Here is a 20,285-nt window from a genome sequence, read left to right as displayed (position 1 = left end):
ACGGGCCACCCCGTACGACCTTCGGAGGAAGGAAACAGCCCCTGACTGTCCACCACCTCAATCAGCTCCTGCTCGTCTGTTCGCTGGTCCTGCTGATCGCCGTCGCAGCCGTGCGCATCTCCTCGCGCAGCGGTCTGCCAAGCCTGCTCCTCTACCTCGGTATCGGGGTGGCGATGGGTCAGGACGGCATCGGCAACGTGTCGTTCAGCAACGCCGAGCTGACGCAGGTCATCGGCTACGCGGCCCTCGTCGTGATCCTGGCCGAGGGCGGCCTCGGCACGAAGTGGAAAGACATCAGACCGGCGCTGCCGGCCGCCGTCATGCTGTCAACGGCCGGCGTCGCCATCAGCGTGGGTGTGACGGCCGCCGGAGCGCACTACGTCGTGGGGCTCGAGTGGCGGCATGCGCTCATCATCGGCGCGGTGGTGTCCTCGACGGACGCCGCGGCCGTCTTCTCCGTGCTGCGCAAGGTGCCGCTGCCGTCCCGCGTGACGGGCGTCCTGGAGGCCGAGTCCGGCTTCAACGACGCCCCTGTGGTGATCCTGGTGGTGGCCTTCTCCACGGCGGGACCCATCGAGCACTGGTACGCCCTCATCGGCGAGATCACGCTCGAACTCGCGATCGGCGCCGCGATCGGGATCGCGGTGGGCTGGCTCGGCTCCTTCGGCCTGCGGCACGTCGCGCTGCCCGCCTCCGGCCTCTACCCGATCGCCGTCATGGCCATCGCCGTCACCGCGTACGCCGCCGGAGCCATGGCCCACGGCAGCGGATTCCTCGCCGTCTACCTCGCCTCGATGGTCCTCGGCAACGCGAAGCTGCCGCACTGGCCCGCCACGCGCGGCTTCGCCGAAGGGCTCGGCTGGATCGCGCAGATCGGCATGTTCGTCCTGCTCGGCCTGCTCGTCACCCCGCACGACCTCGTGGACGACTTCTGGCCCGCGATCGTCATCGGCCTCGTCCTGACGATGGTGGCGCGCCCCCTCAGTGTCGTCCTGAGTCTTCTGCCGTTCCGGATGCCCTGGCAGGAGAAGGCACTCATGTCCTGGGCCGGGCTGCGCGGCGCGGTGCCCATCATCCTGGCGACCATCCCCATGGTGAACGGCGTCGAGGACAGCACCCGGATCTTCAACATCGTCTTCGTCCTCGTCGTCGTCTACACGCTCGTCCAGGGGCCCACGCTGCCCTGGCTCGCCCGGAAACTGCGGCTCGGCAGCGACTCCGCTTCCGCCGCCGACCTCGGTATCGAATCGGCGCCTCTGGAGCGGCTGCGCGGACATCTGCTGTCCGTGACGATCCCCAAGGAGTCCCGGATGCACGGCGTCGAGGTCAGCGAGCTGCGGATGCCCCCGGGCGCCGCCGTCACGCTCGTCGTGCGCGAGAAGCAGTCCTTCGTGCCGCTGCCGACGACTGTCCTGCGGCACGGCGACGAACTGCTCGTGGTCGCGACGGACCAGGTGCGGGACGCGGCCGAGGCCCGGCTGCGGGCCGTGGCACAGGGCGGCAAGCTCGCCGGATGGCTGGCGGGAAACGGCGGCCCGGGACGCGCAGGGCGGGCACAGTAGCGCCGTAGCTCGTACGCGGAGAGCGGGGCGCCGGGGCTCAGAGAGGGAGCCGGCGAGTGGATGGCGTGTCGATGACCGGTGGATGAAGTTCCGCTACGCGGAAGAAAGCGGCCCGTCCGGCCGTTAGCATGGGTGGTACACACTTGAAGTTCCACCGACTCTGCCTGATGTAGAGCCGGCGCGACCGCAAAGCGGCCGCGGTTCCCTTGCATACCCTGCATGGCCCAGGCCCTCCTGGCGCGGACCCCGGTATCACTCGGTTCCCGGCGCATGAGGACGGCTCTCGGCGCACACCCCTACCGGGGCAGCGCTACCAGGCGGCAGAAAGGCAAGGGCCGTGCCAGAGAATTACACGGCCACGGTCACCGACAAGCGCCCCGGATACGGCCGGCTGCTGCGCACCCGCGGCGCCTGGACGTTCCTGCTCCCCGGCTTCGCCGCCCGGCAGCCGTTCGCGATGCTCACCATCTCGACGGTCCTGCTCGTGCAGCACACCACCGGCTCGTACGGCACCGCCGGCGCCGTCTCCGCCACGACCGGCGTCTCCATGGCGCTGTTCGCCCCCTTCACGGGCAAGCTCGCCGACCGCTTCGGGCAGCGCGCCGTCCTCGTGCCCGGCGTCCTGCTGCACACGGCGTCCGTGCTCCTGCTGACGGTGCTCGCGCTCACCGACGCCCCCCTGTGGGCCCTGTTCGTCGCGGCGGTCCCGACCGGCGCCTCCACCCCACAGATCGGTCCCATGGTGCGGGCCCGCTGGGGCGTCAAGCTCCAGGGCTCGCCCCTCATGACCACGGCCGCCGCCTTCGAGTCGGTCACGGACGAGTTCACGTTCGTCCTCGGCCCGCTGTTCGCGACCGCCCTGTGCACCGGCGTGCACCCCGCCGCCGGTCTCGTCACCGAGGCGGCCCTGACGCTCGTGGGCGGCCTCCTGTTCGCCGCGCAGCGCGGCACGCAGCCCCAGCCCTCCCGCACCGCCGGCGAGGTCCACGCACGCGTGGAGCACGTTTCCGCGCTGCGGATCCCGGGAGTGCGCGTCCTGATCGTGGCGTTCCTCGGCATCGGCTCCGTCTTCGGCGGCATGCAGGTCGCCCTGGCCGCCTTCACCGAGTCGATCGGCGAGCCCGGCCTGAACGGTGTCCTCTACGGGACGTTCGCCGCGGGCAACATGCTCTCCGGCATCGTCTGCGGAGCCGTCGCCTGGAAGATCGCGCCGCAGCGCCGCCTCCTGCTCGCCTACACCGCGCTCGCCGTGACCGCCTCCGGCCTCTGGGCCGCGCAGTCGGTGCTGCTGCTCGCCGGTATCGGCCTGCTGGTGGGCACGTGCATCGCCCCGGCCCTGATCACGGGCTACACGCTCGTCGAGAAGCTGGTCCCGCCGACCGCCCGCACCGAGGCCTTCACGTGGCTCACGGGCGCGGTCGCGCTCGGCCAGGCAGCGGCCGTCACGGTCGCCGGCCAGCTGGAGGACCGCCTCTGGGACGGCGCCGGATTCCTCGTCCCGATGGGCGGCACGGTGCTCGCCGTACTGCTCCTCGCGACCCTGCGGTCCCGCCTCGTCCCGCCGTCGACCGGCCGGACCGTGGCGCGTGGTATCGGTCACCGAGTGCCCGTGTCAGTGGACTGATCTCGCGGAATACGTCACTATGGATTGTCGTTAGCACTCATCGAGTGAGAGTGCCAGGAGGAAGCAAGTGCCGACGTACCAGTACCAGTGCACCGAGTGTGGCGAGGGCCTCGAGGCGGTGCAGAAGTTCACCGATGACGCCCTGACCGTGTGCCCCAGCTGCGACGGACGCCTCAAGAAGGTGTTCTCGGCGGTCGGCATCGTCTTCAAGGGATCAGGCTTCTACCGCAACGACAGCCGCGGCTCCTCGTCGAGCAGCTCGCCGGCGTCGTCGTCCGCGAAGTCGACCACCTCGGACACGAAGTCTTCGTCCTCGGACGCCAAGTCGTCCTCCGCGTCGACGTCCTCGGCCTCCGCTTCGTCTTCTTCTTCGGGCTCGTCCTCGAGCTCTTCCGCCGCCTAAGACCGCTCGGCCGCTTCGGCCAAGTTCTTACGGAACCCTGTCGTCCTGCGACGACAGGGTTTTCGGCGTTCCCGGGCGGATACTGTGCCGGACATGGCGAATACAGTTCCCGGCACGGCGAACAAGGCGAACACACAGGTCACGGCCGAGATCGGAGTCATCGGCGGCTCCGGCTTCTACTCGTTCCTGGACGACGTGACCGAGGTCCAGGTCGACACCCCTTACGGAGCGCCGAGCGACTCGCTCTTCCTCGGCGAGATCGCGGGCCGGAAGGTCGCCTTTCTGCCCCGCCACGGCCGCGGCCACCATCTGCCGCCGCACCGCATCAACTACCGCGCCAACCTCTGGGCCCTGCGCTCGGTGGGCGTCCGGCAGGTTCTCGGCCCGTGCGCCGTGGGCGGGCTCCGACCCGAGTTCGGACCGGGGACGCTCCTGGTGCCCGACCAGTTCGTGGACAGGACGAAGGCCCGCGCGCAGACGTACTTCGACGGGGAGCCGCTGGCGGACGGGAGTGTGCCGAACGTCGTGCACGTGTCGCCCGCCGACCCGTACTGCCCGGCCGGGCGCCGGGTCGCCGTGAAGGCGGCGCGCGGACGCGACTGGGAGCCGGTGGACGGCGGGACGCTCGTCGTGGTCGAGGGGCCGCGGTTCTCGACCCGCGCCGAGTCCCGCTGGCACGCCTCCCAGGGCTGGTCGGTGGTCGGCATGACCGGCCACCCCGAGGCGATGCTCGCGCGTGAACTCGAGCTCTGCTACACGTCGTTGACCCTGGTCACCGACCTCGACGCGGGCGCCGATTCGGGCGAGGGCGTCTCGCACGACGAGGTCCTCCAGGTCTTCGCCGCCAATGTGGACCGGCTGCGGGCGGTGCTCTTCGACGCGGTGGCGGAGCTGCCGGCGGAGGGCGAGCGGGACTGCTTGTGCAGGGGGGCGCTCGGGGGGATGGATCCGGGGATCGTGCTGCCGTAACCCGACAGGGAGGGTGGCTGAACTTCGCCTTCGGGTGAGGGAGTTGTCCACAACTGGCGAGTAGTACACGGGGCTCAGCGGGAATCGACGCGGGCCTGGATCGTGGAGCGCGAGGCGAGCTTCCGAGCTTGCGTCGCATTCCGAGACTTTCGATGCCTCTCGATCCAGGTGGTGGTCGCCCATGTCCCCGTTCAGCACTCCCCCGACGTGCGAGGTCCCGCATTTCGCGCCGCTGCGGGTGCGCGGCGGGCGGTGGCGGGCGCGCCGTGCGGGCCGGTACCGGCGGCGGGCGGTCGCCGCGGGGCTCGCCGTGACGGCGGCGGTGCTCGTGGCGGCGGGGCCTTCAGGGGCTGGGTCGTCTGGGGCGGGGTCGTCCGGTGCCGGGTCGTCCGGTGCCGGGTCGGGCTCCTCGGAGTCCGCGTCCGGGCGGGAGCGGGTGCGGCGGTCGGTCGTGATGGTGTCCGCGCCGGTGCGGATCGCGGACGCGGCGGCGGTGCGGCTGCTGCGGCCGGGCGACCGGGTCGACGTCGTGGCGGCGGGCGCGGGAGCCGGCGCCGGTGATGGGCAGGGCTCCGGTCGCCAAGGCGGCAGGGTCGTGGCGGCGGGGGCGCGGGTCAGCTCCGTACCGGAGTCGCCCGAGTCGGCCGGCGATGCTGTCGCGGAGGGTGGTGCGCTGGTCGTACTGTCCGTGCCTCGGGCGACGGCGGCGCGGCTCGCCGGGGCCGGTGCCACCTCGCGGCTGGCGGTGACGCTGTGGTGATCATTTTCGGGTCCCCGGACGAGCCGGTCCGCACGGGTTCGAAGTCAAATCCCTCGTTCGAGTTGGCGAATTGGACAGGCCCGCCAGGCGCTGTCGTAGGTTGCGGAGCTGTTTGCTCCACGTCCTGCACAAGTGAAGAGAGGCCTTCTGGTGAGCGAGAAGAAGAAGCCGAGCGTGTGGGAGGGCTTCAAGGCCTTCTTGATGCGCGGGAACGTGATCGACCTTGCGGTCGCGGTGGTCATCGGAGCCGCGTTCACCAACATCGTGAACGCCGTCGTGAAGGGCGTCATCAACCCGCTGGTCGGCGCGTTCGGCACGAAGGACCTGGACGGCTACAAGTCGTGCCTGAAGGGCACGTGCCCGGGCGACGACGGCATCGAGATCCTGTGGGGCACGGTGCTCAGCGCCACTCTCACGTTCCTGATCACCGCCGCGGTCGTGTACTTCCTGATGGTGCTGCCGATGGCCAAGTACCTGGCCAAGAAGGCGGCCCGGGATGCCGCGAAGGAAGGTGCCGCGGAGGTCGTCGAGCTGTCCGAGCTGGAGGTCCTGAAGGAGATCCGCGACGCTCTGGTGGCGCAGCGCGGCTCCGGGCACCGCGAGCAGTAGCCGCGGCTCAGAGGTGGTGGGGCGGCTTCTCGTCGAGGAAGCGTGCCAGGTCGGCGGCGCTGTCGCCGCCGGTGGTGGGCCGCTCGCCCCACCCTCGGTCCGTGTCGTCCGAGGACTGCGTGCTCAGCGGATCGTCGAAGACCAGCGCGTTCTTCGGATCGCGCGGTTCGGGGGCGGGGGCGGTGCTCATGCCTCCCAGCGTACGTCCGTCGGGGGGCCGGCTGCCGGGGTGCGGGCCGTTCAGACCGTGGTGAGGCCGTGCGCCGTGAAGATGTTCCTGGGCGTGGCCAGCTGCTCGAGGGTGGGCGTCGGGGTGTCGTGCAGCGGGAAGGGCTTGCCGAGGCCCTGCCACTTGGGCTCGCCCGGCTTGTGGAAGGGCAGGACGTCGACGCCGGAGACGTTGCCGAGGGAGCCCGCGAAAGCGACGCCCTCGATGTTCTCCGGTTCGTCGGTCAGGCCGGGCACGGGGACGAAGCGCACCCAGACGTTCTTGCCGAGGTCGGCGAGGCGGTGCGCGACGTCGAGGGTCGGGCGCAGGGGGCGTCCGGTGACCCTGCGGTAGGTCTCGGGGTCCCAGGACTTGATGTCGAGCAGGACGAGGCCGACGTCCCGCAGCAGCGCGTCGGTGGCGCCCACCGAGGAAGCCCGAGGTGTCGACGGCGGTGTGCAGGCCGAGCTCGTGCTTTGCGCGAGCCGACGGCGGCGGGGATCACGCTGACGGCGGCGGGGATCACGGCCGCGCACGCGGCCCCGCACCCGGCGCCGGGGCCCGCGCGGAGGCGGCCCCGGGGCCCAACTCACGTGATACGCATGCCGTATGACGACGCCCACGCGCAATGCCCTGACCGATGTCACCGGCCTGCGGGTCGGTCACGCCACCCGCACCGGCGAGGGCGGCTGGCTGACCGGGACGACGGTGGTGCTCGCGCCCGAGGGCGGGATGACCGCTGCCGTGGACGTGCGCGGCGGCGGCCCGGGCACGAAGGAGACGGACGCGCTCGACCCGCGCAACGTGGTCCGGCGCATCGACGCCGTAACCCTGACGGGCGGCAGTGCTTACGGCCTGGACGCCGCTTCAGGTGTCATGGCATGGCTGGAGGAGCAGGGCCGGGGCGTACGGGTGGGGGCGGGGCCGTGCGAGGTGGTGCCGGTCGTCCCCGCCGCGTGCGTCTTCGACCTGGGGCGCGGCGGGGAGTTCGGGGCCAGGCCTCACGCGGCGACGGGCCGCGCGGCGGTGGAGGCGGCGGCTGCGTCCGCGCCGGGCTCGCCCGTTGCGGAGGGTTCGGTGGGCGCGGGCACGGGCGCGGTGATCGGCGGGCTCAAGGGCGGCGTGGGCACGGCAAGCACAGTGCTCGACTCGGGCATCACGGTCGCGGCGCTGGTCGTGGCCAACGCGGTGGGCTCCGCGGTCGATCCGGCGACGGGCGCGCTCTACGGGCGGCTCTTCGACCCGGCCTCCGTCTCCAGCTCCGCCTTCGCCTCCGCGCGGAACGGCGAACCGCACCCGCACCCATATCCGTACCCCTCGCCCGAGGCGCACGCGGCGGCGCAGGAGCGGATCGCACGGGCCAAGGAGGAGGCCGCCGGACAGGCGCCGCCGCCGATGAACACCACGCTCGCCGTCGTCGCCACGGACGCGGTGCTCACCCGTTCCGAGGCGCACAAGCTCGCGGGCACCTCGCACGACGGCATCGCGCGCGCCGTCCGTCCGGTGCATCTCCTCAACGACGGGGACACCGTCTTCGCCGTCGCGACCGGCACCCGCCCGCTCGACGAGGCCAACCCCCTCGCGCTGAACGACATCCTCGCGGCGGGCGCGGACATGGTGACGCGGGCGATCGTGCGGGCGGTGCTCACGGCGGATTCGGTGCGGGGGCCGGGCGGGACGTTCCTCTCGTACCGGGATCTGTACGGGAGTTGAGGCACGGGGCGCACCAAGACGCCCAGGGCGCCCCATGACTTACGGAGCCCAGGGCTCACGTAGCGGGCGGCCCGCCCGGTTCCTGACGTGACCTGTGTCTCCGTTCACATCGCCCCGAAGGAACCTTTCCGGTCAGTTCGCCCTCTCTACCCACACTGGAGTAACTGACGAATCATGGAGCATCTCGTGACAACCCCGGACACAGTCGCGCACCAGCAGCATCCCCGGCAGCCCGAGCGGGGCCGCAGGCGCACCGCGCGGCGTTTCCTGGTGGCTACGGCCGCGCTCGCCGTCGGCGCGCTCGCCCTCACCGCCTGCGGCGGCAACGCCGACGGGGAGAACGCAGACGGCAAGAACGGCGACAGCAAGGGCAAGGGCTCGTCCGCCGCTCAGATCACGATCTCGGCCAAGGACGGTTCGACGGGCGCGTCCATCAACGCGACGGGCGTGAAGGTCAAGTCCGGCAAGCTCACCGACGTGACGATGACGGAGCCCGACAGCGGCAAGACCGTGCCCGGCTCGCTCACCGCCAACGGCTCGGTATGGAAGCCCAAGGAACAGCTGGAGCGAGGGACGAAGTACCGCATCTCGGCCACCGCAAAGGACTCCGAGGGCCGCCCCGCCGCCGCCAACTCGATCTTCACGACGGTCACCACGTCGGGCAGCTTCATCGGCACGTACACACCGGACGGCGGCACCACGGTCGGCGTCGGCATGCCGGTCTCATTCACGTTCGACAAGGCGATCACGGACAAGAAGGCCGTGCAGTCGCACATCACGGTCTCCTCCAGCAGCGGCCAGCAGATCGTGGGCCACTGGTTCGGCGCGCAGCGGCTCGACTTCCGCCCACAGGAGTACTGGAAAGCCGGCTCCAAGGTCACGATGAAGATCGACCTGGACGGCGTGGAGGGCGCGAACGGCGTGACGGGCGTCCAGAACAAGACGGTCAGCTTCACCGTGGGCCGTTCCCAGGTCTCCACAGTCGACGTGAACACCCAGACGATGACGGTCGTGCGGGACGGCAAGACCATCAAGTCGATCCCGATCTCGGCCGGCAGCGCCCAGCACACCACGTACAACGGGCAGATGGTGATCTCCGAGAAGTTCGTGCAGACCCGGATGAACGGCTCGACGGTCGGCTTCGGCGGCGAGTACGACATCCCCGATGTCCCGCACGCGATGCGCCTGTCCTCGTCCGGGACGTTCATCCACGGCAACTACTGGTACCCGAAGGGCAATCCGCCCTTCGGCCGCTCCGGCACCAGCCACGGCTGCATCGGCCTCGCGGACGTCCAGGGCGCGGGCGGCGCGACGATCGCCAAGTGGTTCTACGACAACTCGCTCGTCGGTGACGTGGTGACCGTCAAGCACTCCCCCGACACCACCATCGCGCCCGACAACGGCCTCAACGGCTGGAACATGTCGTGGAGCCAGTGGACGGCGGGCAGCGCGGCCTGAGCCCACCCTGAGCCCCACGGGCGCCCGCCGAAAGGCAGGAACCCGAACAGCGGGCCGCCGAAAAAAGCAGACACAAGAGCGGGCCGCGCGGGAACTTCCCCGCGCGGCCCGCTCGTTTCCGATTTCGAGGACATGATGTCCGACCTAGGGGCTACGGTATGCACCCACAAGGTGACATGTAGCAACGCCGGGAGATGCCTTGAGCGTTCCGTACGACACCGCAGCGTACGAGCCACCCGAGTCGCACGAGTCGCATCAGCCGGACGGCACGCACCAGCCGGATGAGCACCTCGGACGCCTGCTGGGCCGGGCCCTGAACTCCTTCGAGCTGCCCGACGAGGCGCTCGCCCGCCTCGACTGCGCGCTCGCGTACGACAGTTCGCTGCACTCCGCGCACCACAGCGCGGGCCTGCACCGCGAGACGTACCGGCACACGTGGCTGCTCGCGGACGGCAGCGCGCTCACCCTGTGGGAGCTCGTCCACAACACGGCGCCTGGCCGGGGGACCCAGCACGAGGTGTACACCTCGGAGGACGATCTGCACCTGGCGACGGACCGCCTCCCGCTGCCCCGCGAAGCCGCCCCCGACTTCGAGCTGCCGCTCCCGCTCCAGCTCCCGTCGATCCCCGAGCCGCGCCGCAGTTACGCGGCCGACGACTCGGCGGACCACGCCCGCCGCCTGCTGCGCCGTGCGGAGAACGAGGACCGCCCGGGACCTGGCACTGCGGGGCTCCTGCACACCGCGTGCGCGCACCAGATCACGCAGGCGTTCGGCCGCCCGCGCCTCGGATTCACGCTGTACGAGCACGCGTTCCTGCTGCACGACGGCAGCGAGATCAGCCTCTGGGAGATCGAGCACACGGCGACGCCGGACGGCCGTCACATGTGCGAGGTGTACGCCACGCAGGACGAGGCCCGCGCGGCGATGAAGCGCCGTGCCACCGACCGCTCCCGCCCCAGCTGCGGCTAGCCGCGCACAGCCCCCGGCCGGCAGCTAACGACGGCTGAACTGCCGTACCAGTCCCGCGAACGCGTCGCGCTCGTCCGGCGTCAGCGGCACGGACTCCAGAGCGGGCGGCCCGCCCTGCCCCGGCAGCGAGGCGAGGGGCCGCTCGGTGCCCCAGCCCACATGGCGGACCAGCCGGACGAGACCGACCACCCACACCACGGTGGCGGCCGCGAGGAACGCCACGCCTATCTGCTGGAAGAACGACACGTGCTCAGGCATGGGCCCAGTCAACACCACGGTCCGGAACTTTGGTCCCGGACCGTGACGTATCTCGCATGAGCGGACAGTTCCGAACTGTCAGGCGGCTACCGGTGTCTTCGGCTCGTCTTCCTTCACCGCGGCCGCGTCACCCGCCCCGCCCGCCGCGCACTCGGCGATGCGGCAGGACAGACAGCCAACGAGGCCTCCAGCTGCAGCAGTTGAGATCTCAGGCATCTTGAAACGCTGCCCGAAGGCCTCGCCTGCAACCTGCCCACGGCCGTCACCCGACCGGTGCGCATGCTGAAGATCCTTACTGAAGGTCGTGCAGTCTGTGACGGATTCCGTGACTGTCGGCATCCGACGTCGGCGGTTTCCGGGAGCGCCGTGCAGCGGGACCAAAATCAAGTCAAAATCCTTGACTGCCTTTCACGCGCACTTTCACGCGCTACGGACCCGAAGCGCCTCGCGCGCCTCTTGCCGGCATGCGACGATAGAACGACTCAGTTCACTCGCAGCTTTCGGGGTGATGAGGATGAAGAAGGCAGCATTGCGGAGTGTCAGCATTGTCGCTGCAGCCACCTGCTGTTTGGCGCTCGGTGAATGGGGTGCAGCAGCGAGTGAATCAGGCTCCCTGCCACAGAAATCGCAGGCTGCGCCGACGAAGTCGACGCTTCAGTGCTATGCGACACGCAGCAGTCCGAACGCGGTCGTATGCTACCGATTTTCAGCGAAGGCCGAGTTCAGGCACGGCGATATAGCCTATGTCCCCATTCTTGTTCAGGTGCCTGCGCCCGCGCAGCCGCCGTCCGTAATTATCGTCGACAGTCTGAACGACATTCGGCCCGGGTAATATGGTTCGGGCGAAGTGACCCTGCCCGTATTCGGCGAGTAGACAAAAGGACCCGGCCTCCCCGCGGAGAACCGGGCCCTTCGGGGTGCCTGGGGCGCCTACTGACCCATCACGTACTTGACCGTCGGTCCCGTGGTCCAGCCGCCGTCCACGGCGAGCTCGGCGCCGGTGACGTACGAGGAGTCGTCCGAGAGCAGGAACACGGCCGCCTTGGCGATCTCGTCCGCCTCGCCGACGCGGCCCATCGGGGTGTTCGGGTAGCCCCCGTCGCCCTGCTGGATGCCGAGCTGGGCCGTCATCGGGGTGTAGATCATGCCGGGGTGGACGGAGTTCACGCGGATCTTCGCCGTGCCCTGCTCCACCGCGGCGAGCTTGGTCAGGCCGCGCACGCCCCACTTGGAGGCGCCGTAGGAGCCGGTGAGGGCGAGGCCCATGAGGCCGGCGGCGGAGGAGATGTTGACGATGGAGCCGCCGCCGTTGTCCTTCATCGCGTTGATGGCCGTCTTCATGCCGATGAAGACGCCGGTGAGGTTGATGTCGAGGACCTTGCGGAAGTGCTCGACGGTCTCCGTCTCCAGGGGCTGGCCGGTGGAGATGCCCGCGTTGTTGACCAGGCCGTCGATCCCGCCGAACTCGGCGGCGGCGAACGCGGCGGCGGCCGTCCAGTCCTCCTCCGACGTCACGTCGTGCCGCATGAAGCGGGCGCGGTCGCCGAGCTCGGCGACGAGGGCCTTGCCCTCGTCCTCCAGGACATCGGTGACGACGACGTTGGCACCGGCCTCGACGGCGCGGCGCGCGATCTCGGCGCCGATGCCGCGGGCTCCCCCGGTGACGAGGACGGTCTTGCCGGTGAGGTTGTTCATCGTTGCTCCAGAGGAAGTCGAGGGTGGAACAAGGGAGTTCGAGGGGTGCGGACGTGCACGGAGGGTCAGGCGGGGGCCCACGGGAAGTCGCCCAGCGACGCGAGGCAGCGCGCGGCGAGCGCCGCGGGCCCGAGCTCGCCGTCCGCCGGGGCGTCGCTCGCGGCCCAGGTCTCCACGCCTACGCGAATGGCCGTGCAGGCGACCCCGGCGGCCATGCGCAGGGCGAGCGAGGCGGGGGCCTGAGAAGCGCCAGAGCCATCGGGAGCACCGACACCACCGGAACCACCGGCATCACCGGAATCACCAGCGCCACCAGCGCCACCAGCGCCACCAGAGTCACCCGAAGCGACCGCCCCCACCCGCTCCACAAGCACCGCGAGCAGCGTCGCCTCCGACGCGTGGCAGGCGGTGCCCCACACCGCTTGCAGTGCCGGGCTCTCCGCCGCCATGCGCAGCAGGGACCTGACCCACTCCAGGGATTCCACGTTCGCCGCGTCGTCCGCGGTGAGCGATTGAGCGACCGCGTGCCGCAGCGCCTCGGGCACGGACAGTGCGGCCGGGGCGTCGCGAACGGCCTCCGCCCACTGCTGGGCTCCCGCGGCGAAGAGCGGGGCGACCGCTTCCTCCTTGGTCGCGAAGTAGCGGTAGAAGGTGCGCGGGGCGACCCCCGCCGCGCGGGCGATGTCCTCGGCGCGGGTGGCGCGCAGGCCGTCCCCCACGAAGAGCGCCGCCGCCGTGCGGGCGATGTCGAGGCGCGTGGCGGCCTTGCGTCGTTCCGTCAGCGTCTCAGTCGTAGAGCTACCGGGCATGAAGTCATGGTATGCCTATGTGGCAGAATCTGCCACCGACCTGGCGTGCAACCAAGGGGTGGGCGAAGAGCAGTGCGGCGGCGACGTTTCCTTCTTCAGGCGGCCGGGCTCACCGGCGCCGCGGCCTACGGGCTCAGCGGCTGCGGTTCCGGCTCGTCGAAGGCCACCCTCAAGCTGATGGTGGCGAGCTACGACCAGAGCGTCGGGTCCTCGATCGGCGACCAGTGGGACCAGGTCGTCAAGGCGTACAAGAAGGTGAAGCCGGACGTCACGGTCCATGTGGAGCGGATCCCGTTCGCCAAGCTGGACCGGACCCTCGCCCAGCGGGTGAAGGACGGCGAGGCGCCGGACATCGCGCAGTCCAACGTCTTCGCGACGTTCGCCGACCAGCGCAAGCTCTACCCGGTGTCCGAGCTCTTCGACATCCCCACGCAGGCCGACTTCACGCAGTCGTTCGCGCAGGCGGGCACGGCCCACTACGTCCAGTACGGCATCCCGTTCATGGCGAGCACGCCGCGCCTCTTCTACAACACGAAGCTGTTCGAGCGGGTGGGCGTCTCGGCGCCCACCTCGTGGGACGAACTGCATGCCGTGGCAAAGGCGTTGAGGACGATCGGCGTGAGGACTCCGTACGGGCTCCAGCTCGGCCCTGAGGCCGCCGAGGACGAGGCTCTCGCCTGGCTGCTGGCCGGCGGCGGCACCTACGCGGGCGTCACCGGCTACGACTTCGCGACCACCAGCAACATCGAGACGCTGACCTGGCTGCGCGACCGCCTCGTCGGCGAGGGCCTGGCGGGCGCCGCGCCGCAGCTCCTCGACCGGACGGCCGCCTACGAGCAGTTCCTGCGCGGGCAGATCGGCATGATGATCGCCCACCCGGTCCTGTTGGGCGCCGCCGACCGGGCGAAGGTCCCCTACGCGCACGCGGCGTTCCCGCAGCGGGACGGGGGCGCGGCGGCGCCGGTCGGGCTGAGCGACTGGCTGCTCGCGTTCAACCAGAACGGCCACAAGGCCGAGTGCGGCGAGTTCCTGACGTACCTCTACAGCCGTAAGTCGGCCAGGACGTACGGGGGCGGCCAGGCGGCGCTGCCCGTGACGGCCTCCGCGTCGGACTCCCTGCGCTCCGACTCCGCGCAGCGCCCGCTGTGGAAGTTCATCGACCAGATGCCGCGGGCGGAGTTCCAGCCGGTGAACCAGGCGTCCTGGCCCGACGTGCGGGCCGCGATCCGCGAGGACATCGGCTCGGCGGTCGTCCGGGGCGGCGATCCGCGCGAGGTGCTCCAGACCCTGGACACGACGGCGAGCCGCGCGGAGATCCGCTCGGCGAACTGAACGGCAGACGGGCGGGCCCCCGCGCCGCAGCGCGAGGGCCCGCCCACTCGAAGTCCCGCGGGAACTAGACCAGTTCCGGCGCCTTCTCCACCGGTCCGGCTGTCGGGTCCGCGTCCTGCGCGCCCCCCTCGACGTGCTGCGCGGGCCGCCCCGGCAGCGCGAACATCAGCAGGAAGATCACGGCGAGCACGCCGACGACGTACCACAGCGAGTTGCTGAACGCGTCGGTGAACGCCTGCCCGACCTCGGTCGGCGCGAGGTGGTCGCCGATCGTCCCGAAGAACACCACGGAGACGAGGCCGAGCCCGAGTGCCGTACCCATCTGCTGCGTGGTGTTGATCAGCCCGGACGCCGAACCGGCGTGCTCGCGCGGCACGTCGGAGAGCACCGCGTCGGTCAGCGGGGCGACGATGAGGCCCATGCCGACGCCCATCACGACGAGCGGCAGCGCCATCTGCCAGGACGTGATCCCGGCGCCGTAACGCCCGGCCTCCCAGATGTAGATCAGCACCCCGGTCATCATCGCCAGCGCGCCGGTCTGGAGCACCTTGCGCCCGAACTTCGGCACGAGCTTCTGTACGGAGATTCCGGCCGCCGCCGACACGGCGATGGAGAACGGCACGCCGGTCAGGCCCGCGTGCAGCGCCGTCCACCCGAGGCCGACCTGCATGTACATCGTCCACACCAGGAAGAACACGCCGAGCGCGACACCGAAGACGACCTGCACGGCGATACCGGCCGCGAAGCTCTTCACCTTGAACAGCGACAGCTCGATCAGCGGCGAACCGTCGCGCCGCGTCTTGTACTTCTCGTACGCGACGAGCGCGCCGAAGACGAGGACGCTGGAGCCCATCACGACGTGGCCCCACACGGGCCAGCCAAGCTCGCGGCCACGCGTCAGCGGGTAGATCAGCATGAGCAGGCCGAGCGTGACCAGCACGACGCCGACGAGGTCGAGCTTGAGCGCGCGGGGCGCCTTGGACTCGCTGATGAACTTGCGGCCGAGGAGCAGTCCGGCGATGCCGACCGGCAGGTTGATCAGGAAGATCGGGCGCCATTCGAGACCGAACAGGTTCCACTCGGTGAGCAGCGCGCCGAGCAGTGGGCCCGAGACCGCGCCCAGGCCGACGATCATGCCGAAGAGGCCGAAGACCTTGCCGCGCTCCTCCGCAGGGAACGTGGCGTGCACGATCGACAGGACCTGCGGCACCATCATCGCGGCCATGCCGCCCTGGAGGATGCGCGAGGCGACCAGCATCTCGGGGTTCGCGGCGAAGCCGCAGAGCGCCGAGGCGAGCGTGAAGCCGGCGATCCCTATCAGGAAGAGCCGCTTGCGGCCGTAGATGTCGCCGAGCCGCCCGCCGGTGATCAGGCCCGCGGCGAACGCCAGCGCGTATCCGGCGGTGATCCACTGGATCTGGCTCACGGTGGCGCCCGCGTCGCGCTGGATGGACGGGATCGCGATGTTGACGATCGTGACGTCGACCAGGTCCATGAAGGCTGCGGTCATCACGATGGCCAGGGCGAACCAGCGTCGCCTGTCGGGGGTGGTCACGGGTGAAGTCATACGGGGAGACTAGGAGCCATGTAGGTCACACCGTGTCCTAGATGGCGCGCACCCTGGAATCTCCCGATAACGAATGCGCCGCGAAAGCCACAAGCGAGGGCGCCGCGAGCGGGACGGACACGACAACGGGACGCGAACGAGAGGGGACGCACCATGACCACCGACACCCCGGCCCGGCTGCTTCAACTGCTCTCCCTGCTCCAGACCCCGCGCGAGTGGCCCGGCGGCGAGCTCGCCGCGCGCCTGAGCGTCTCGCGGCGCACGGTGCGCCGGGACGTGGACCGGCTGCGTGATCTCGGCTATCCCGTGCAGGCGTCGATGGGCGCGGAGGGCGGTTACCGCCTGGTCGCGGGCAAGGCGCTGCCGCCGCTGGTCCTGGACGACGAGGAGGCGGTGGCGATCGCGGTCGGTCTGCGGGCCGGGGCGGGGCACGCCGTCGAGGGCGTGGAGGAGGCGTCCGTACGGGCCCTCGCCAAGCTGGAGCAGGTGCTGCCCTCGCGCCTGCGGCACCGGGTCTCCACGCTCCAGGCCGCCACGATGCCGCTGACCGGCGGGGACGGGGCGTCCATCGCGACGGAGACGCTCACGGTCCTCGCGTCGGCGACGGCGGGGCAGGAGCGGCTGCGGTTCCGCTACCGCTCGGGCGACGGCACCGAGTCACGCCGTCTGACGGAGCCGTACCGGATGGTGTCGACGGGGCGGCGCTGGTATCTGGTGGCGTACGACATAGACCGGGACGACTGGCGCACCTTCCGCGTGGACCGGGTCGCGGAGCCGTTCGCCACGGGTGCGCGGTTCGCTCCGCGGGAGCTGCCGACGGGGGACGCGGCGGAGTATCTGCGGCGCTCCATGTCGGGGCGCGGCCGGCCCTCGTACGACATCGATGTGACGTTCGAAGCGCCGGCGGACTTCGTGGTGGCGCGGCTGCCCTCGGCGCTCGGCGCACCCGAGGCGCAGCCCGACGGAACGTGCCGGCTGCGCGCGACGGCGACCGACTCGGTGGAGTGGCTGGCGCTGCGGCTCGCGCTGGTGGACTGCGAGTTCACGGTGCACGGGCCTGACCAACTGGCGGACTATCTCAGGGAGTTGAGCAGTCGTCTCGCCCGCGCTACGGACGGGCCGGTGAAATCCAGCCCGTCCGGCGCTTGAGGACAGGGAGCGCGGGGGCCGGGGGCAGCGCCCCCGGAACCTCACGCGGCGGCATCGAACCCGGTGTCCCGAGCCAGCTTCTTCAGCTCAAGAAGCGCGTGCTTCTCGATCTGCCGGATCCGCTCGCGCGTCAGCCCGTGCTCCTTGCCGACCTCCGTGAGCGTGCGCTCACGGCCGTCGTCGATCCCGTACCGCATCTTGATGATGGACGCCGTGCGCTGGTCGAGGCGGCCGATGAGGTCGTCCAGCTCCTCGCTGCGCAGCAGCGTGAGGACGGACTGCTCGGGCGACACCGCGGACGTGTCCTCCAGAAGGTCACCGAACTGGGTATCGCCCTCGTCGTCCACCGGCATGTTCAGCGAGACCGGGTCGCGGGCCCAGTCCAGGACGTCGACGACGCGAGCGGGCTTGGAGTCGAGCTCGGCGGCGATCTCCTCGGGCTCGGGGTCCCGCCCGTTCTTCCGGTTGAACTCGCGCTGCACGCGCCGGATGCGGCCCAGCTCCTCCACCAGGTGGACGGGGAGCCGGATCGTGCGCGACTGGTCGGCTATCGAGCGCGTGATGGCCTGCCGGATCCACCACGTCGCGTACGTGGAGAACTTGAAGCCCTTGCGGTAGTCGAACTTCTCGACCGCGCGCACCAGGCCCGCGTTCCCCTCCTGGATGAGGTCGAGGAGCGGGAGACCGCTCCTCGGGTAGCGGCGCGCGACGGCCACGACCAGGCGCAGATTGGACTTGATGAAGACGTCCTTGGCCCGCTCACCCGCGGCGACGAGCGCTTCGAGCTCCTCGCGGGACGCCTTGCCCGCGGCTTCGCTCTCCGCCTCGCCGTCGAGGATCTGCCGGGCGTACACGCCCGCCTCGATGGTCTGGGAAAGTTCGACTTCCTTGGCGGCGTCCAGCAGCGGCGTACGCGCGATCTCGTCGAGGTACATGCCGACCAGGTCGCGGTCGGCGATCTCGCCGCCTACGGCGCGAACACTGCGTGCGCCGTCGGTCTCGCCGGAGGCGGCGGACTTACGACGGGCGACGGCACGGGTTGCCATGCGTGCTCCCTTGCGATGGTGGGCGGGGGCCTGCGGTGGACAGGTCCTGTGGTCCTGTGGTGCCAGGCACACCCTCCCGGGTGCCCTGCATCCGATGGAAACAACGACTGGAATCCGGACAGAATTCCCAAGGTGCCCATCGATTTTCGTGATCATGCAGTACCCTGTGCCGCGATCGGCCGGATACGGGGAGGTCCTCAGCGTGACGGAGTCCACAGAAGTGCTGGTCAGGCCCGGCGCCGAAACCGATCTCGACGCCCTCACCGCCCTCTACAACCACTATGTGCGTGAGACGCCGATCACCTTTGACACGGCTGTCTTCACCCCGCAGGAGCGCCGTCCTTGGCTGCTCTCCCACCTTGAAGACGGCCGGCACCTGCTGCTGGTTGCCCAGGAGCGCGATTCCGGCCGCATCCTCGGCTACGCGACCTCGGGCCCCTTCCGCGCGAAGGCGGCGTACGACACCTCGGTGGAGGTCAGCGTCTACTGCACGCCCGACGCGGGCGGCCGCGGCATCGGCACCCTGCTCTACAAGGCGCTCTTCGAGGCGCTCGCGGGCGAGGACGTCCACCGCGCGTACGCGGGCATCACCCAGCCGAACGAGGCCTCGGACCGCCTGCACACCCGCTTCGGCTTCACCTACGTGGGCACGTACCGCGAGGTCGGCCGCAAGTTCGGCCGCTACTGGGACGTGGCCTGGTACGAGCGCCCGGTCAACAGCGGCACCTGACCGAGCGGCACCTAGCCGAACTGCACCGACCGCTTGGCCAGCCCCATCCAGAACCCGTCAATGACGCTCCGCTGCCCATCCAGCCCGCCGAAGGCGTCGGCCGCCCCCATCGTCACGAACAGAGGGGCGAAGTGCTCCGTGCGCGGGTGGGCGAGATGCCCGGCCGGGGACTTGTGGGTGAAGTCGAGCAGGGCGTCCACGTCGCCGCTCTCCAGGGCGCGGTGCCCCCAGTCGTCGAACTCGGCGGACCAGGCCGGGATCCCGCCCTGCCGCAGCGCGGCGAGGTTGTGCGTGAAGAAACCCGAGCCGACGATCAGGACCCCCTCGTCCCGCAGCGGCGCGAGCTTGCGCCCGATGTCCATCAGCTTCTGCGGGTCGAGCGTCGGCATGGAGATCTGCAGGACCGGGATGTCGGCTCCGGGGTACATCTCGACGAGCGGGACGTACGCCCCGTGGTCGAGGCCACGGTCCGGGATGTCCTGGACCGGGGCGCCGGGGCCGTGCAGCAATTTCCGTACGGAATCGGCCAGTTCGGGGGCCCCAGGGGCCTCGTACCGCACCTGGTAGTAGTGCTCGGGGAAGCCCCAGAAGTCGTAGACGAGCGGCACCGTCTCGGTGGCGCCGAGGGCGAGCGGGGCCTCCTCCCAGTGCGCGGAGACCATCAGGACGGCCCTGGGGCGCGGCAGTTCGGCCGACCACGCGGCGAGCTGACCGGTCCACAGGTCGTCGTCGGCGAGCGGCGGCGCGCCGTGGCTGAGGTAGAGAGCGGGCATACACATGGCGGCACTCCTGGACGACGGGACCCCGGAACGATTTACTTGAAGTCTCAAGCTGTACCAACAGAGTAGTACTCGATTGTTTAATATTCAAGAAGGAGGTACGTACAGTGGACCCCATGACGACGGCACCCACCCAAGCCCCTCGCTGGCTCACGGACGAGGAGCAGCGCACCTGGCAGGCGTATCTCCATGCGACCACGCTGCTGGAGGACCACCTCGACCGCCAGCTCCAGCGGGACGCGGGCATGCCGCACATCTACTACGGGCTGCTCGTCCAGCTCTCCGAGGCGCCGCGCCGCCGCCTGCGCATGACCGAGCTGGCCATGAACGCGAAGATCACCCGTTCCCGTCTCTCGCACGCCATCGCGCGCCTGGAGAAGAACGGGTGGGTGCGGCGCGAGGACTGCCCGTCCGACAAGCGCGGCCAGCTGGCGTGCCTCACGGACGCGGGGTACGAGGTCCTGTCGCGGACGGCGCCCGGTCATGTCACCGCCGTGCGGCAGGCGCTCTTCGACCGGCTCTCCCCGGAACAGCAGAAGTCCCTCGGCGAGATCATGAGGATCGTCGCCGAGGGACTTCAGCCGAAGGAGGCGGGGGCGGATCTCCCCTGGCTCCGGTAGTGCCCTGAATCTGCTTCGGGGCTG

At 70.4% G+C, this 20,285-nt stretch carries 21 protein-coding genes; 13 read left to right on the top strand and 8 right to left on the bottom strand.

The genetic code is table 11. The features are described 5' to 3' along the window. The first annotated feature begins 41 nt into the window (after positions 1-41). The 6 genes from OG574_RS27110 (at position 42) to mscL (ending at position 5,927) form a co-directional block, all read left to right on the top strand. Positions 42-1,562, top strand: a complete 1,521-nt coding sequence (locus tag OG574_RS27110) for a potassium/proton antiporter (protein ID WP_326778635.1) — start codon at positions 42-44, stop codon at positions 1,560-1,562. Positions 1,563-1,899: 337 nt separating this feature from the next. Further along, complete coding sequence (locus OG574_RS27105) at positions 1,900-3,186, top strand: MFS transporter (protein ID WP_326775324.1); 1,287 nt, start codon at positions 1,900-1,902, stop codon at positions 3,184-3,186. A gap of 67 nt (positions 3,187-3,253) precedes the next feature. Continuing rightward, positions 3,254-3,589 (top strand): FmdB family zinc ribbon protein, encoded by a 336-nt coding sequence (locus OG574_RS27100; RefSeq protein WP_326775323.1) that lies wholly within the window; start codon positions 3,254-3,256, stop codon positions 3,587-3,589. 93 nt (positions 3,590-3,682) lie between these two features. Next, positions 3,683-4,558: an S-methyl-5'-thioadenosine phosphorylase gene (locus OG574_RS27095; RefSeq protein ID WP_100596107.1), complete on the top strand. Its 876-nt coding sequence runs from the start codon at positions 3,683-3,685 to the stop codon at positions 4,556-4,558. A gap of 181 nt (positions 4,559-4,739) precedes the next feature. Further along, a complete protein-coding gene (locus tag OG574_RS27090; protein WP_326775322.1) occupies positions 4,740-5,318 on the top strand; it encodes an RcpC/CpaB family pilus assembly protein in 579 nt (192 codons plus the stop codon). A gap of 147 nt (positions 5,319-5,465) precedes the next feature. Continuing rightward, positions 5,466-5,927: a large conductance mechanosensitive channel protein MscL gene (mscL, locus tag OG574_RS27085; protein WP_326778634.1), complete on the top strand. Its 462-nt coding sequence runs from the start codon at positions 5,466-5,468 to the stop codon at positions 5,925-5,927. 7 nt (positions 5,928-5,934) lie between these two features. Here the strand turns inward: mscL and OG574_RS27080 are convergent, their stop codons facing one another. Together OG574_RS27080 and OG574_RS27075 are read right to left on the bottom strand one after the other, a co-directional pair. After that, complete coding sequence (locus tag OG574_RS27080) at positions 5,935-6,117, bottom strand: hypothetical protein (RefSeq protein ID WP_100596104.1); 183 nt, start codon at positions 6,115-6,117, stop codon at positions 5,935-5,937. A 50-nt stretch (positions 6,118-6,167) separates the two neighbouring features. Beyond that, entirely contained in the window at positions 6,168-6,563 is a 396-nt protein-coding gene (locus tag OG574_RS27075) for a radical SAM protein (RefSeq protein WP_398376677.1), read from the bottom strand. A 181-nt stretch (positions 6,564-6,744) separates the two neighbouring features. On the opposite strand from OG574_RS27075, the gene OG574_RS27070 reads away from it, so the two are divergent. The 3 genes from OG574_RS27070 (at position 6,745) to OG574_RS27060 (ending at position 10,276) form a co-directional block, all read left to right on the top strand. Beyond that, positions 6,745-7,848, top strand: a complete 1,104-nt coding sequence (locus OG574_RS27070) for a P1 family peptidase (protein ID WP_326775321.1) — start codon at positions 6,745-6,747, stop codon at positions 7,846-7,848. 174 nt (positions 7,849-8,022) lie between these two features. Further along, on the top strand, positions 8,023-9,306 hold the full coding sequence (locus OG574_RS27065; RefSeq protein ID WP_326775320.1) for a L,D-transpeptidase: 1,284 nt from the start codon (positions 8,023-8,025) through the stop codon (positions 9,304-9,306). Between the two features lie 199 nt (positions 9,307-9,505). Beyond that, entirely contained in the window at positions 9,506-10,276 is a 771-nt protein-coding gene (locus tag OG574_RS27060; protein ID WP_326775319.1) for a DUF6227 family protein, read from the top strand. Between the two features lie 24 nt (positions 10,277-10,300). Here OG574_RS27060 and OG574_RS27055 read toward each other — a convergent pair whose 3' ends face one another. The 3 genes from OG574_RS27055 to OG574_RS27045 form a co-directional block, all read right to left on the bottom strand. Continuing rightward, positions 10,301-10,534, bottom strand: coding sequence for a hypothetical protein (locus OG574_RS27055; RefSeq protein WP_326775318.1), 234 nt, complete (start codon positions 10,532-10,534; stop codon positions 10,301-10,303). A gap of 930 nt (positions 10,535-11,464) precedes the next feature. Further along, entirely contained in the window at positions 11,465-12,229 is a 765-nt protein-coding gene (locus tag OG574_RS27050; RefSeq protein ID WP_326775317.1) for a glucose 1-dehydrogenase, read from the bottom strand. Between the two features lie 65 nt (positions 12,230-12,294). Beyond that, positions 12,295-13,038: a TetR family transcriptional regulator gene (locus OG574_RS27045; protein WP_326775316.1), complete on the bottom strand. Its 744-nt coding sequence runs from the start codon at positions 13,036-13,038 to the stop codon at positions 12,295-12,297. 72 nt (positions 13,039-13,110) lie between these two features. Between OG574_RS27045 and OG574_RS27040 the strand changes: the two genes are divergently transcribed. Next, positions 13,111-14,370, top strand: a complete 1,260-nt coding sequence (locus tag OG574_RS27040; protein WP_326775315.1) for an ABC transporter substrate-binding protein — start codon at positions 13,111-13,113, stop codon at positions 14,368-14,370. A gap of 64 nt (positions 14,371-14,434) precedes the next feature. On the opposite strand, the gene OG574_RS27035 is transcribed toward OG574_RS27040, so the two are convergent. Then, on the bottom strand, positions 14,435-15,937 hold the full coding sequence (locus OG574_RS27035) for an MFS transporter (RefSeq protein ID WP_326775314.1): 1,503 nt from the start codon (positions 15,935-15,937) through the stop codon (positions 14,435-14,437). Between the two features lie 153 nt (positions 15,938-16,090). Between OG574_RS27035 and OG574_RS27030 the strand changes: the two genes are divergently transcribed. Next, entirely contained in the window at positions 16,091-17,086 is a 996-nt protein-coding gene (locus OG574_RS27030; RefSeq protein WP_326775313.1) for a helix-turn-helix transcriptional regulator, read from the top strand. Between the two features lie 41 nt (positions 17,087-17,127). Here OG574_RS27030 and OG574_RS27025 read toward each other — a convergent pair whose 3' ends face one another. Next, on the bottom strand, positions 17,128-18,132 hold the full coding sequence (locus OG574_RS27025) for a sigma-70 family RNA polymerase sigma factor (protein WP_100596094.1): 1,005 nt from the start codon (positions 18,130-18,132) through the stop codon (positions 17,128-17,130). Positions 18,133-18,286: 154 nt separating this feature from the next. Between OG574_RS27025 and OG574_RS27020 the strand changes: the two genes are divergently transcribed. Next, positions 18,287-18,862, top strand: a complete 576-nt coding sequence (locus tag OG574_RS27020; protein ID WP_398376682.1) for a GNAT family N-acetyltransferase — start codon at positions 18,287-18,289, stop codon at positions 18,860-18,862. An 11-nt stretch (positions 18,863-18,873) separates the two neighbouring features. Here OG574_RS27020 and OG574_RS27015 read toward each other — a convergent pair whose 3' ends face one another. Then, a complete protein-coding gene (locus tag OG574_RS27015) occupies positions 18,874-19,635 on the bottom strand; it encodes a dioxygenase family protein (protein WP_326778632.1) in 762 nt (253 codons plus the stop codon). A gap of 113 nt (positions 19,636-19,748) precedes the next feature. Between OG574_RS27015 and OG574_RS27010 the strand changes: the two genes are divergently transcribed. Beyond that, positions 19,749-20,261: a MarR family winged helix-turn-helix transcriptional regulator gene (locus tag OG574_RS27010; RefSeq protein WP_326775312.1), complete on the top strand. Its 513-nt coding sequence runs from the start codon at positions 19,749-19,751 to the stop codon at positions 20,259-20,261. The last annotated feature ends 24 nt before the right edge of the window (positions 20,262-20,285 follow it).

The organism is Streptomyces sp. NBC_01445 (assembly GCF_035918235.1).
In the GTDB taxonomy this organism is placed as follows: Bacteria; Actinomycetota; Actinomycetes; order Streptomycetales; family Streptomycetaceae; genus Streptomyces.
Note: the sequence above shows the minus strand (reverse complement) of the source record. Positions and strands in the feature narration are given on the sequence as shown.